Below are 11,635 nucleotides of genomic sequence, written 5' to 3' on the forward strand. Positions count from 1 at the left end.
CCCCCGACCGGCCGCCGGCGAACCGTCCTCAGCCGGCGGAGACCGCGGACACCGGCTGGGCCACCCGATCGGCGCTCACCCGGAAGAACTGCATGCCGGGGAAGTGCGCCGGCGCGATGACCGTTTCGGTGCCCTCGACCTCGCGAAGCCACCGCTGGCGCGTGAAGTGCGCGAGCGAAGGGTCGGTGTCGGCGCTGGAGCGGATGCCGGAATCGGCCAGCTGGGCCGGCGTGTGCAGGACGTCGCCCAGCAGCACCGCGCGACGCCCCTCGGAGACGATGTCCAGCACGTAGTGGCCCGGCGTGTGCCCGGGAGCGTGGCGGGCGGTGATGCCCGGCGCGAGCTCCACGTCGCCGCGCAACGGGCGCAGCTTTCCGTTGGCGCGCACGGCTTCCAGGCCGATTCGCGCCCAGTCGTGCCGCCCGGCCGGCTCGACCACCTCCGCCCAGTCGGCCTCGCCGTAGCGCACCTCGGCGTTCGGGAAGTACGGCACCCCGTGCGGGGCTACCCAGCCGACGTGGTCGGAGTGCAGGTGCGTCAGCAGGAGGGTGTCGACGTCCGCGGGGCTGACCCCGGCCTCGTTCAGGGCCAGCGGCAGCCCGCCGCCCGCGCCCATGTCGCCGTCGTCGGGCTGAACGCCTTCGGCGAAGCCGATTTCCCGCGGGCCGAGCCCGGCGTCGACCAGGATCGTCCGCCCGCCGCCGCGGACCAGGTACGCGCCCGTGGGCACGTGGACCGTGCCGTCCGGCGCGACGACGTCGGGGTGCCGCCCGACGTCGAGTCCCGGGAAGAAGGTCGTCGGCAGCCGGATCCGGCCGTCGGCCAGCGCATGGATCTCGATGTTCCCCATCTCGATGGACCGCATGCCCTGCACCAAGACCCGCGCGCCCGATTTGATTCCGGGAAGTGACCTTCGTCTCAACCGCCGACGGGCGCGCGCAGCTCCGCGGTCGCGAAGGCGGTTATGCCTTCCTCGAACGAGGTTTCGGCCGTGAAGCCCAGCAGTTCGCGCGCCAGGGCCGGGTCGGCGACCACGTGCCGGACGTCCGCCGGCCGCGCTCCGCCGGCGATCCGCGGCGCCGGTCCGGCACAGGCGCGGGCCAGTTCCGCCGCCAGTTCACCGACGGTGTGCGGCTGTCCGGAACAGACATTCAGCGGCGTGATTTCGCCTTCCGCGCCTTCGGTGCGCAACGCGAGGACATTCGCCCGGGCCACGTCGTGGACGTGCACGAAGTCCCGCTGCTGCCTTCCGTCCTCGAGCACGGTCGGCGCCTCACCTCGGACCAGCGACGAGCGGAACAGCGAAGCCACCCCGGCGTACGGCGTGTTCTGCGGCATCCGCGGGCCGTAGACGTTGTGGTAGCGCATCGCCCAGACCGTGCCGCCGGTCTGGCGCGCCCACGCGCCCGCGAGGTGCTCCTGCGCCAGTTTCGTTGCCGCGTAAGTACTCCTGGGCATCAGCGGCGCGTCTTCCGGCACCAGCCGCCAGCCGAGTTCCGCGCCGCATTCCCCGCAGGCCGGCTCGAACCGGCCTGCGTCCACATCGGACTGACGACGGGGCGACGGCGGCACGATCCCGTGCTCCGGGCACTCGTACCGGCCCTCGCCGTAGACCACCATCGACGACGCGAGCACGAGCTTGCGCACCCCGGCCGCGTGCATGCCGGCCAGCAGCACCGCCGTGCCGTAGTCGTTGTTCAACGCGTACGACGGCGCGTCGGACGGGTCGATGCCGTGCCCGACCACCGCGGCCTGGTGACAGACCGCGTCGACGCCGTCGAGGAGCTCGGCCACCAGCTCCGGGTCGGTGACGTCACCGCGCAGGAACCGGTGCCGCCCGGTGTAGCCCGGTGGCACGGTGGAGCCGTGGGCGGTGGGCAGCAGGCTGTCCAGCACCACGACCTCGTCGCCCGAATCGGCCAGCTGGTCGGCGATGTGGGAGCCGATGAACCCGGCCCCGCCGGTGATCAGTACGCGCACCCGCCTGACGTTAGGGCGAACCACCGGCCTCGCGCGCGGCCGAACCGGACCACGTCACCGAATCGTCAGAAATGACCGGCCCCGCGGCGGCGGAGAGGTGCCTTCACCGGATACGGTGTCGGCATGGAACGGAGCGCACAGCGGCTGGGCCGAGCCCTCGTGGTGATCGTGGACGACCGGGTCGCCCACGGGGAGCACGAGGACAACACCGGACCGCTCGTCACGGAGCTGCTCGAAGAGGCCGGCTTCATCGTCGACGGCGTGGTGGTGGTCGAAGCCGAGACCGCCGGCATCCGCAACGCGCTCAACACGGCCGTGATCGGTGGCGCCGACCTGGTGATCACCGTCGGCGGCACCGGCGTTTCGCCGCGCGACCGCACCCCCGACGCCACCTCCGGCGTGCTCGACCGGCCGATCCCCGGCATCGGCGAGGCGCTGCGCGCGTCCGGCCTCGCTGCGGGCGCGGTCGACGCCGGGATCTCCCGCGGCCTCGCCGGCGTGTCCGGCAGCACGCTCGTGGTCAACCTGGCCGGCTCGCGCGCCGCGGTGCGCGACGGCATGGCCACGCTCTCCTCGCTCGTGCCGCACGTGATCGACGAGCTCTCCGGCCTCGAAGAGGTCTAGAGCCGTATCTCTCTGCAGTTGTCAAACAGCGGGTGGGACGATGGACCCATGCCGCGTGACGATCGACGGGACGCCGAGGCCGCCCGCCGCCGGATCGACGAGATCTTCGGCGACGTGCTGCCCGAGACGACCTCCGACGAGCGGGACGAGGGAGGCCAGGCCCGGGAAACCCCGGACTCCTGGTACCTCGAGAACCGGCCGCCGCATCACGACCGGTGACCCTCAGCTGCCGTTCTTGCCGGTCGCCTGTGCCCGCAGCAGGTCGCGGATCTCGATCAGCAGCTCCACGTCGGTCGGCTCGGCCGGGCCGGGCTCCTGGCCGCGCTTGCGCCGCTCCTGCAGGTGCTTGACCGGCAGCACGATCAGGAAGTAGACGACCGCCGCCACGATCACGAAGTTGATCGCCGCGTTGATCACGCCGCCGAAGTCCATGAACGTGGACGGGTTCGCGCCCAGGATCTTGAAGCCGAGGCCCTGCGCCGCGTCACTGCCGCCGATGGCGTTGATCAGCGGTTTGATCAGGCCGGTCGTGAACGCCGTGACGATCGAGGTGAACGCGGCGCCGATGACCACCGCGACCGCGAGGTCCACGACGTTGCCGCGCATCAGGAAGTCCTTGAAGCCTTTCAGCACTGTCACTCCTCAAGCTGGGGGCGGGATCCGGCCGCTCACTTCGGTGGGGACGGCGTCGCCCGCTGGAACCGAAACGGGTTAGCGGAGAGTAACCGTAACGGGTCGCTCCAGCGAAGTAGCAGCCACCTGTGTCGCCACGCTCACGGGGAGTGAGAGCAGGACCAGCGGGCCCTTGTCGGACGGCCCCAGCACTCGCCCGCCGCCGGCCTCCGGGCGGCTGACGGTGACCACGCTTACGTCCTCGGCCAGCACAGATGCCGGATGCAGAGCGTCTGGCGCCGCGACGACGTCGACGTGCTGGCCGGGCCGGAGCAGGTCCGCGACGCCCGCGTCGGCGAGCCGGACGGGCACGGCCGCCCGGCCGGACTCACCCGTGCCGGGGATGCCGAGGACTCGGGCGTCGGTGAGGGGTTCCCCGGCTCGCGCGGCGCCGGACAGCAGCCGGCCGGCGGCCTCGTCGATGCGGCCGAGCGCTCCGGTGGGCCGGATCCGGTCCGGCAGGTCGGCGAGCCGGAGGTCGGCGGCGCGCAGGGTGGCGCCCGCGGGCAGATCGCGGGCGGAGACGACCGTGGCGGTGCCGGGTGCGCCACGGGCGGAGGCGGGGTGGATCAAGAGGAGCGAGCCGGCCAGCAGCAGGGCCGCGGCGAGCCAGCGGCGCACGAGCCGGGCCCGGCGGCCGCGCAGCCGGCTCAGATCGGGCAGCGCGGGAAGGCGGCTGAGCAAGGTGTCCACGGTCGTCCCCTCGTCGGTTCCTCGTGCGGCGTGGTGCTGCACGAAACCGACGTTAGGGACGCTGGACGGCCTGCCGAAAGGGGCGGATCCGCGATCTGTGGACAACTACCCCCGTGTGGACAAACCGGGGATCAGGAAGCGGCGGCAGCCGTTTTCGTCGTACCCGAGGAGGACGATGGGGAGGAGCTGCCGCTGTCCGAAGACGACTTGGCCGACGGCTTCGACTCGGACTTCGATTCGGACTTGGTCTCCGACTTGCCCTCGCTCTTCGTCGGCGTGGCCGAGGTGCTCGACTTGGCGGCCTCGCGGGAGTCGGTGCGGTAGAAGCCGCTGCCCTTGAAGACGACGCCCACCGAGCTGAAGACCTTGCGCAGCGGGCCGGAGCACTGGGGGCAGACCGTCAGGCTCGCATCGGAAAAGGACTGCACTGCTTCGAACCGGTGGTCGCATTCCTTGCAGGCGTACTGATACGTGGGCACTGGTGCTCCTCCATGCGCTGGCACTCGTCCGACGAGAGTGCTAGCAATAAACGGTACCGGCGTATTCCCGCGCTGGTCAAACGTGGTATCGACCCGTCGTGCGGACCGTTCGCGCGGGTTGGCGCTCCGTGCCTGTTCCGCGCCCGGATGCCCCGGGCGGCGCAGCGAGGACGTGACGAAGGTAACGCCGGCCGCCGTGAGGCGTTCCCCTCTCTATTTTAAAGGTCTGGACCTGGCTCGACGCTGTCCGGCGCCTCACACCGGGGCAGCCGGATCAGGCCGGCCGGGGTCAGCGCCCCGTGCATCGGCACGTCGTGCGCCTGGCCAGGGAGGCGTTCCACCAGCTCAGCGGCTCGGACGACGGCCAGCAGCGACGCGCTCGGGGCCGCGAAGACCAGCGAACGGTCGTAGTAGCCGGCGCCGCGGCCCAGCCGGACGCCCCGGTGGTCCACGCCGAGCGCGGGCACGAGGGTGACTTCCGCCGCTCCCACCGCCTCGACGCCGAGCCGGGCTCCGGACGGTTCGCGAACGCCGCGAAGCCGCCCCGGGACCAGCTCCCCGGCACCGGTGTAGACCGCCCAATCGAGGGGGCCGGGGGCGTTGGGGATCACCGGCAGCAGCACGCGAGAACCGGCTCTGACCAGGGCATCCAGCAGTGAGACGGAGCCCGGTTCGGTGCCGAAGGGCAGGTACGCGCAGACGGTCGCAGTGGCCACCGAGGACGCCGCCTCGGCCAGCGCGGCCGCCTCCTCGGCGTGCTCCGAATGGCTCAGCGAAGCGCGCGCCCGGAGAATCCGCTTGCGCCACTCCGCCTTGCTCAGGTGCTCATTGCCCGGCGCCCGCATGCGACCAGGTTAGGCTTTGCGCCCATGACGGGCGCCGCATCCACCCAGACGTTCAGAACCGCCATCGTGCCTGCCGCCGGACTCGGCACGCGATTCCTGCCGACCACCAAGGCCGTGCCGAAAGAGCTGCTGCCCGTGGTGGACACCCCGGGGATCGAGCTCGTCGCTTCGGAGGCCGCCGCGGCCGGGGCGAAACGGCTGGTGATCGTCACCTCGCCGGGCAAGGACGCCGTGGTCAGGTACTTCGAGCCGCAGCCCGAGCTGGAGAAGACGCTCGAGGACAAGGGCAAGACCGAGCTGCTGGAGAAGGTCCGCCGCGCCACGGAGCTGCTCGACGTCGAGGTGGCCATCCAGGAGCAGGCGCTGGGGCTGGGCCACGCCGTCGCGCAGGCCGAGGCGAACCTGACGGACGAGGACACCGCCGTCGCCGTGCTGCTGCCGGACGACCTGGTGCTGCCCGTCGGGGTGCTGGACCGCATGTCCGCCGTGCGCGCGAAGCACGGCGGCAGCGTCCTCTGCGCGTTCGACATCCCCAAGGAGCAGATCTCGCCGTACGGCGTCTTCGACGTCTCCGACACCGACGATCCCGACGTCAAACAGGTGCACGGGATGGTCGAGAAGCCGAAGCCGGAGGACGCGCCGTCGACGTACGCCGCGGCCGGCCGCTACCTGCTGGACCGGGCGATCTTCGACGCGATCCGGCGGATCGAGCCGGGTGCCGGCGGTGAGCTGCAGCTGACCGACGCCGTGGCCCTGCTGATCGCCGAGGGGCACCCCGTGCACATCGTGGTGCACCGCGGCGGCCGGCACGACCTGGGGAATCCGGGTGGTTTCCTGCGCGCCGCCGTCGATTTCGCGCTGGAAACGCCCGAGTACGGGCCATCGTTACGGGCGTGGCTGACCGAACGGATCGGGACCGAACGCCCATGACGGATTCCCTCGACGCGGCCAAGGCCGACGAGAGCGCCGAGCCGGCCGAGGCTTCGGCGGAGTTTCGCTCCGTCGACGCGCAGATCGCGCTGACGCTGGACGCGGCCGTGCGCCCGCGTCCCGTGCGCGTGGCGATCTCCGAGGCGCAGGGCTTGCTCTGCGCGGAAGAGGTCGTCGCGGAGCACGCGCTGCCCGGGTTCGACCAGGCCGCGGTGGACGGCTACGCGGTCCGCAGCGTCGACGTCCGCACCGCCGGGGACGAGCCGGTGCAGCTGCCCGTGGTCGGGGAGATCCCGGCCGGCTCGCGGCAGCCGCGACGGCTCCAGCCCGGCCAGGCGGTGCGCGTCGACACCGGCGCGCCGCTGCCCACACTCGCCGACGCTGTCGTGCCCACCGCTTACACCGACGGCCACCAGGCCAAGGTCAGCGTGCACCGTTCCGTGCCGTCGGCGGGTTACGTGCGCCGCGCCGGCGAGGACGTGCAGATCGGCGACGTCGCCGTGCGCAAGGGCGACACGATCGGTTCCGCGCAGGTCGGCCTGCTCGCGGCGGTCGGCCGGGCGAAAGTGCTGGTCTACCCGCGGCCGCGGGTGTCGATCGTGTCCGTGGGCGACGAGCTGGTGGACGTCGACCGCACGCCTTCGGTCGGGCAGGTCTACGACGTCAACTCGTACGCGCTCGCCGCGGCCGCCCGCGACGCCGGGGCCGAGGTGAGCCGCGTCGGCATCGTGTCGAGCGACCCGAAGCGGCTGCGCGAGATCGTCGAAGGCCGGCTGCTGATGTCGGAGATCGTGGTGGTCGCGGGCGGTGCCGGCGGCATGAGCGGTGACGAGGTGCACGGCGCGCTGTCCGAGCTCGGCCGCATCGACATGACGCGCGTCGCCATGCACCCGGGCTCGGTGCAGGGCTTCGGCCGGCTCGGCCCGGACTCGGTGCCGACGTTCCTCATCCCGGGCAACCCGATGAGCGCGTTGGTGGTGTTCGAGGTGCTCGTGCGGCCGCTGATCCGCGCCGCGCGCGGCACCCGCAACCCGCACCGGCGGATCGTCGGCGCGCGCCTGCTTTCGCCGATCACGTCGACCAAGGGCCGGCGCGGCTACCTGCGCGGGCAGCTTCTGCGCGACGAGGCGAACGGTGAGTACCTGGTCCAGCCGCTCGGCACGTCCGGGGCGCACCTGCTGGCGTCGCTCGCCGAGGCGAACTGCCTGATCAACGTCGACGAGGACCTCACCGAGGTCGCGGCGGGCGAGCAGGTCAAGGTCACCTTCCTCGCGCAGCGGGCGTAACGGGCTCATCGGTGGCTGCCGTGACCTACCCGGTGGAGAGCCGGCATCCCGGCTGGCCGGGCAAGCCCGGACGGCTCCGGGTGCCGGCCGGGATCGTCGAGGTGCGCCCGGTGCGCCTGCGCGACGCGGGCGAGTGGAGCCGCATCCGGCTGCGCGACCGCGCGCACCTGGAGCAGTGGGAGCCGACGGGCATCGGGCCGTGGCCGGACCGCAACGCGTTCTGGTCGTGGCCCTCGCAGTGGGCGGCGCTTCGGGGGCTCGCGCGGCGCGGGCAGTGTCTGCCGTTCACGATCACGGTCGACGGAAGGTTCGCCGGCCAGATCACGGTGGGTAACGTCATCCGCGCGTCACTGCGCTCGGCCTGGATCGGGTACTGGGTTTCGTCCGAAATCGTGCGTGGCGGAGTGGCCACGGCGGCCGTCGCGCTCGTGACGGATCACGCCTTCGAAGCCGCCGGGCTGCACCGTCTCGAGGCCACTGTGCGACCCGAGAACAACGCCAGCTTGCGCGTGCTGATCAAGGCCGGTTACCGGCAGGAGGGCCTCTTCGAGCGCTACCTCGACGTGGCCGGCGCGTGGCGTGACCACCTCTGCTTCGCCGTGACGAAAGAGGAGACCGGCGACGGCCTCGTGCCCCGCCTCGTGTCGGCGGGCCGCGCGGGCTACCCCTGACCGTCACCCTTCGTGGTGACTAGGGGTCGGGGTCCGATCACGCGTTACCACATACTGTGAGATTCACCTAATCCGGTGGCGGTTTTTCGTGATCGAAGTCGGCGAGTCTGCGCCTCCTGTGTGACTGTTGTGGCTAGCGTGACTACAGCAGAGGATCGGGGGAGGTGACGGGGGATGCCCAGTTCGGTGATCATCGTCGCGCTCGCCGCGGCATGGCTCGTCGTTCTCGTGCCCATGGTGGCCCGGAAGCGCCAGCAGGTCGCGCGAACGCCTACCTCCGCGCTGGCCGCGCGGGTCGTGCGCAGCGGGAGCTCTCGCAACGAGGGACAGGAGGAGTTCGCCATGTCCGAAAGTGCGAAGCCTTCGGTGGAGGAAGACCTCGCCGAACTCGAGGCGGAGCTCGACGCCGACCTCGACGAGGACGAGGAGCTCGAGCCCGATCCACTGCCGCAGCCCTCGCGGGCGGTCCGGGACGAGCCCGTGCGCGAGCGCCGGGCGAGCTACCGGCCAGGCCGAGGCGGGTTCGATCCCGAAGCCGCGGACATCGCCGCGCGGGCCAAGTACGCCTTCCGCCAGCGGATCGTGGTGATCCTGCTGGTGGTCGCCGCCGGTTCGGCCGCCTTCGCGGGCTTCGTGCTGCCCATCGTCTGGTGGGGGCACGCTGTTGTGGACGTGGTCCTCGTCGGCTACCTCGGCTACCTGCGCCGCCAGGTCCGCATCGAGGACGAGATCCGGCAGCGTCGGATGGCGCGTTACAGCAGCACTCGGGCCCCGCGCCGCGCCGGCGAGCGCCCGATCGCCGACGAGGAGCCGGCCGCACGCCCGGCCGCCCCGCGTCCCGCTGCCTCGCGCCCCGCCGCCGAGCGCGACGAGCCGGACGACGTCGAGGTCGTCGCCCCGCAACGCCGCGAGATCGTGGAGCGCAAGCCGTCCCCGATGTCCCGCATCCGCCGCCAGGCCGTCGTGGTCGACCTGGATGACGAGGACCCGGCCTTCGAGGAACTCGACGAGCCCGGGACCGGCCCGTACCGCCGCGCCGTCGGGGAGTGACCCCCGACGCGAGGTGCTCGTAGCGCGCTGATAAGCTCTACGAGCACCAAGTAAGGGCTCAAGTTTTACCAGGGGCTGTAGCGCAGTTGGTAGCGCGTCTCGTTCGCATCGAGAAGGTCAGGGGTTCGATTCCCCTCAGCTCCACCGCACGTCAAAGGCCGTCCACTGTGGAGTGGACGGCCTTTTCGTCGTCGTGACAGCTGCGAAGTAAAGCAGCGCTAGTCGCCAAGGCGCTTGAGTGCGTTCCGGGTCTTCTTCGAGGACGTCCGGATCCTGGCTCAGACGATGCCGTCCTGTACCGGATAGTCGATGACTACCGCGCCACCGGTGGCGTAGTTGGCGACGTCGGCGGACACCTGGCGGCCTTGCGGAGACGACCTCGCCGCGGTCATCGCCGTGGCGTCAGCGAACTCGGCTTCGAAGATTGCGAAGTACGGCGGCTGTCCCTGCGTTGTTGTCACGTCGAAGCTGTAGCGCCACGCGAGCAGGCCGGGCATCTGCGTGACCAGGGGGAGGTGGTTGGTCACGTAGTAGTCGCGGAAGTGGTCGGGATCGGCGGGCTTGGGGTACAGGACCACGAGCTTGTGCATGAGAACCTCCGTTCAGCGGCGAGCGACCATAACACCCCAAGAAGTCGCCATACGGGCGCCGCGGCAACGGCTCTGTTGGTTCACTCGCGGGCAATCGGACTGGTCACAATGCCGGCGCCACTCGAGGTCGAAGAGGCCATCCACTTGCAGGGGAGAAGGGGTAAGCGATCACTGCCCGGCGGATGACGACTGCTCGCCCTCTTTTGCGCAGCTCGCCCGGCCGTGAAAGTCCGGGGCTGGGTGGTGTGGGAACGGTGGGGAATCTGCATCCCGAGCGGCATGCCGTGGCGCCGATGTTGTTGCGCGGCGAAGTCCGGTGTCTGATCCAGCTTCGACGAATGCCCTGCGACGGTCCTCGGTGCCCGCGATAGTCGACCGCGACCGTGCCCATATAGTCAGATAAACTTACTACATTGGCAACGGGGTGGCGCCGGCCGCAACCACGACAGGTGCGTCGAGGGGCGGACGGTGCGTGGGTCGCTGTGAGGCGCGCGGTCAAGACGGAGTCCGTGGCAATCGGCGGCGTTGACATAGGGTGTAAGCCCGCGGGATCAGAGTGTGATGGAACTGGGCGGTATGGACGACGAGCAGCGGATTGATCTGGGGATGTCGTTGTTCATCCCGTATCGGTATATGGAGGACCGGATTTTCCGGGCTCTGCAGGATGCGGGGTTTGATGACTGGACCCTTGCGCAGTGCCGGGTGTTTCAGCGTGTGGCCGCGGAGGGTTCGCGTTTGACGGATCTGGCTGATCAGGCGCAGATGAGTAAGCAAAGTGCTGGTGTGCTGGTTGATCAGCTGGAGCGGCTTGGTTATGTCCGCCGGGTTCCGGATCCGGTGGATGGTCGTGCGCGGTTGATTGTGATCGAGCAGCGTGGCCGGCGGGCGGTCGAGGTGGTCGGGGCGACCCTGGGCGAGATCCTGTCGGAGTGGGAGGCCTATCTGGGTACCCGTAATTTCGCGTTGCTGCAGCAGATTCTGGAGCAGTTGCGCGAGATCGCCGACCCGTACGCGCGGTAAGCCTGCCCGGTCGTCTCGGGGTGGGGTGCGGCACGGCCTTGACGTGGTCAGCTTCATTGACTATATTGTCAATGAAGCTGACGATGTTCGGTCGTCGGGCCGTCTTGGAGGGAACCTCATGTCCACTGTCATCACCGGAGCCTCGGGCCATCTCGGCGGGCTCGTTGTCGAGCAGCTCCTGGCCGCCGGGACATCGCCGGCGCAGCTCGTGGCCACGGGCCGGGACGTCGGCGCCCTCGCCGGCCTCGCGCAGCGCGGGGTCACGGTGCGGCGCGGGGATTTCGCCGACCCGGGCACGCTGGATGCGGCGTTCGCGGGCGCGGAGGCGGTGTTGCTGGTGTCGACGACGACGGTCGGGGAGCGGTTCGCGAATGCCCGCACCGCGATCGACGCGGCGGTGCGGGCGGGGGTGTCCCGGGTCGTGTACACCAGCCTGGTCAACGCCTCGACCGCGCGGATGACCCTCGCGGGCGAGCATCACCGCACCGAGGACTATCTGCGGGGCAGCGGGGTGCCGTTCGTGATCCTGCGCAATGGCTGGTATCTGGAGAACTACACCGACCAGCTGCCGATGATCACCCGGTACCGGGCGTTGCTGGGCAGTGGGCGCGAGGGTCGGGTCAGCGGGGCCGGGCGGGCGGATCTGGCCGCGGCGGCGGTGGCGGTGCTGACGCAGGAGGGGCACCTGGGGGCGACCTATGAGCTCGGTGGGGCACCGTTCACGCTGACCGAGCTGGCGGCGACGTTCAGCGAGGTCCTGGGGACCCCGATCGTCTACCGGGATGTGTCGGTCGC

Annotated in this window: 15 protein-coding genes and 1 tRNA gene; 9 read left to right on the forward strand and 7 right to left on the reverse strand. The window is 70.8% G+C overall.

Annotated features, from left to right (window positions below):
• Nucleotides 1–28: 28 nt before the first annotated feature.
• Entirely contained in the window at nt 29–865 is an 837-nt protein-coding gene (locus BMY97_RS15375) for an MBL fold metallo-hydrolase (protein WP_091617473.1), read from the reverse strand.
• 53 nt (nt 866–918) lie between these two features.
• A complete protein-coding gene (locus BMY97_RS15380; RefSeq protein ID WP_091617474.1) occupies nt 919–1,980 on the reverse strand; it encodes an NAD-dependent epimerase/dehydratase family protein in 1,062 nt (353 codons plus the stop codon).
• 123 nt (nt 1,981–2,103) lie between these two features.
• Between BMY97_RS15380 and BMY97_RS15385 the strand changes: the two genes are divergently transcribed.
• Nucleotides 2,104–2,604 (forward strand): MogA/MoaB family molybdenum cofactor biosynthesis protein, encoded by a 501-nt coding sequence (locus tag BMY97_RS15385; protein ID WP_091617475.1) that lies wholly within the window; start codon nt 2,104–2,106, stop codon nt 2,602–2,604.
• A 48-nt stretch (nt 2,605–2,652) separates the two neighbouring features.
• Nucleotides 2,653–2,823: a hypothetical protein gene (locus BMY97_RS47040; RefSeq protein ID WP_091617476.1), complete on the forward strand. Its 171-nt coding sequence runs from the start codon at nt 2,653–2,655 to the stop codon at nt 2,821–2,823.
• Between the two features lie 3 nt (nt 2,824–2,826).
• Here the strand turns inward: BMY97_RS47040 and mscL are convergent, their stop codons facing one another.
• The 4 genes from mscL to BMY97_RS15410 form a co-directional block, all read right to left on the reverse strand.
• The gene (mscL, locus tag BMY97_RS15395) at nt 2,827–3,237 is read right to left on the reverse strand and encodes a large-conductance mechanosensitive channel protein MscL (protein WP_091617477.1); all 411 of its coding nucleotides are present in this window, start codon (nt 3,235–3,237) and stop codon (nt 2,827–2,829) included.
• Between the two features lie 78 nt (nt 3,238–3,315).
• The gene (locus tag BMY97_RS15400) at nt 3,316–3,969 is read right to left on the reverse strand and encodes an SAF domain-containing protein (RefSeq protein ID WP_218156786.1); all 654 of its coding nucleotides are present in this window, start codon (nt 3,967–3,969) and stop codon (nt 3,316–3,318) included.
• A gap of 131 nt (nt 3,970–4,100) precedes the next feature.
• Nucleotides 4,101–4,448, reverse strand: a complete 348-nt coding sequence (locus BMY97_RS15405) for an FmdB family zinc ribbon protein (protein WP_091617478.1) — start codon at nt 4,446–4,448, stop codon at nt 4,101–4,103.
• 218 nt (nt 4,449–4,666) lie between these two features.
• On the reverse strand, nt 4,667–5,293 hold the full coding sequence (locus BMY97_RS15410; protein ID WP_091617479.1) for a 5-formyltetrahydrofolate cyclo-ligase: 627 nt from the start codon (nt 5,291–5,293) through the stop codon (nt 4,667–4,669).
• A 24-nt stretch (nt 5,294–5,317) separates the two neighbouring features.
• Between BMY97_RS15410 and BMY97_RS15415 the strand changes: the two genes are divergently transcribed.
• The 5 genes from BMY97_RS15415 (at nt 5,318) to BMY97_RS15435 (ending at nt 9,374) form a co-directional block, all read left to right on the forward strand.
• Nucleotides 5,318–6,223: a UTP--glucose-1-phosphate uridylyltransferase gene (locus BMY97_RS15415; protein ID WP_091617480.1), complete on the forward strand. Its 906-nt coding sequence runs from the start codon at nt 5,318–5,320 to the stop codon at nt 6,221–6,223.
• Nucleotides 6,220–7,509 carry a molybdotransferase-like divisome protein Glp gene (gene glp / locus BMY97_RS15420; protein ID WP_091617481.1) on the forward strand — a complete coding sequence of 430 codons (1,290 nt, stop codon included), beginning with the start codon at nt 6,220–6,222 and terminating at the stop codon, nt 7,507–7,509. The genes BMY97_RS15415 and glp overlap by 4 nt, the downstream gene beginning before the upstream one ends.
• A gap of 11 nt (nt 7,510–7,520) precedes the next feature.
• The gene (locus BMY97_RS15425; RefSeq protein ID WP_091617482.1) at nt 7,521–8,180 is read left to right on the forward strand and encodes a GNAT family N-acetyltransferase; all 660 of its coding nucleotides are present in this window, start codon (nt 7,521–7,523) and stop codon (nt 8,178–8,180) included.
• 174 nt (nt 8,181–8,354) lie between these two features.
• Nucleotides 8,355–9,230 carry a divisome protein SepX/GlpR gene (gene sepX, locus BMY97_RS15430; RefSeq protein ID WP_091617483.1) on the forward strand — a complete coding sequence of 292 codons (876 nt, stop codon included), beginning with the start codon at nt 8,355–8,357 and terminating at the stop codon, nt 9,228–9,230.
• A gap of 71 nt (nt 9,231–9,301) precedes the next feature.
• Nucleotides 9,302–9,374 (forward strand) — tRNA-Ala (locus tag BMY97_RS15435).
• Nucleotides 9,375–9,508: 134 nt separating this feature from the next.
• Here the strand turns inward: BMY97_RS15435 and BMY97_RS15440 are convergent.
• The gene (locus tag BMY97_RS15440; RefSeq protein WP_091617484.1) at nt 9,509–9,820 is read right to left on the reverse strand and encodes an EthD family reductase; all 312 of its coding nucleotides are present in this window, start codon (nt 9,818–9,820) and stop codon (nt 9,509–9,511) included.
• 576 nt (nt 9,821–10,396) lie between these two features.
• Here BMY97_RS15440 and BMY97_RS15445 point away from each other — a divergent pair.
• Together BMY97_RS15445 and BMY97_RS15450 are read left to right on the forward strand one after the other, a co-directional pair.
• Complete coding sequence (locus BMY97_RS15445; RefSeq protein ID WP_091617485.1) at nt 10,397–10,840, forward strand: MarR family winged helix-turn-helix transcriptional regulator; 444 nt, start codon at nt 10,397–10,399, stop codon at nt 10,838–10,840.
• Nucleotides 10,841–10,958: 118 nt separating this feature from the next.
• Nucleotides 10,959–11,635, forward strand: a 677-nt coding sequence (locus BMY97_RS15450) for an NAD(P)H-binding protein (protein WP_091617486.1), incomplete at its 3' end; no start/stop codon positions are given.

This window comes from Amycolatopsis saalfeldensis, from assembly GCF_900110575.1.
In the GTDB taxonomy this organism is placed as follows: Bacteria; Actinomycetota; Actinomycetes; order Mycobacteriales; family Pseudonocardiaceae; genus Amycolatopsis; species Amycolatopsis saalfeldensis.

Coding starts and splice junctions, on each gene's coding strand:
- BMY97_RS15375 (WP_091617473.1), bottom strand. CDS start 865: ATGCGGTCCATCGAGATGGGGAACATCGAGATCCATGCGCTGGCCGAC.
- BMY97_RS15385 (WP_091617475.1), top strand. CDS start 2,104: ATGGAACGGAGCGCACAGCGGCTGGGCCGAGCCCTCGTGGTGATCGTG.
- BMY97_RS47040 (WP_091617476.1), top strand. CDS start 2,653: ATGCCGCGTGACGATCGACGGGACGCCGAGGCCGCCCGCCGCCGGATC.
- BMY97_RS15410 (WP_091617479.1), bottom strand. CDS start 5,293: ATGCGGGCGCCGGGCAATGAGCACCTGAGCAAGGCGGAGTGGCGCAAG.
- BMY97_RS15415 (WP_091617480.1), top strand. CDS start 5,318: ATGACGGGCGCCGCATCCACCCAGACGTTCAGAACCGCCATCGTGCCT.
- glp (WP_091617481.1), top strand. CDS start 6,220: ATGACGGATTCCCTCGACGCGGCCAAGGCCGACGAGAGCGCCGAGCCG.
- sepX (WP_091617483.1), top strand. CDS start 8,355: ATGCCCAGTTCGGTGATCATCGTCGCGCTCGCCGCGGCATGGCTCGTC.
- BMY97_RS15440 (WP_091617484.1), bottom strand. CDS start 9,820: ATGCACAAGCTCGTGGTCCTGTACCCCAAGCCCGCCGATCCCGACCAC.
- BMY97_RS15445 (WP_091617485.1), top strand. CDS start 10,397: ATGGACGACGAGCAGCGGATTGATCTGGGGATGTCGTTGTTCATCCCG.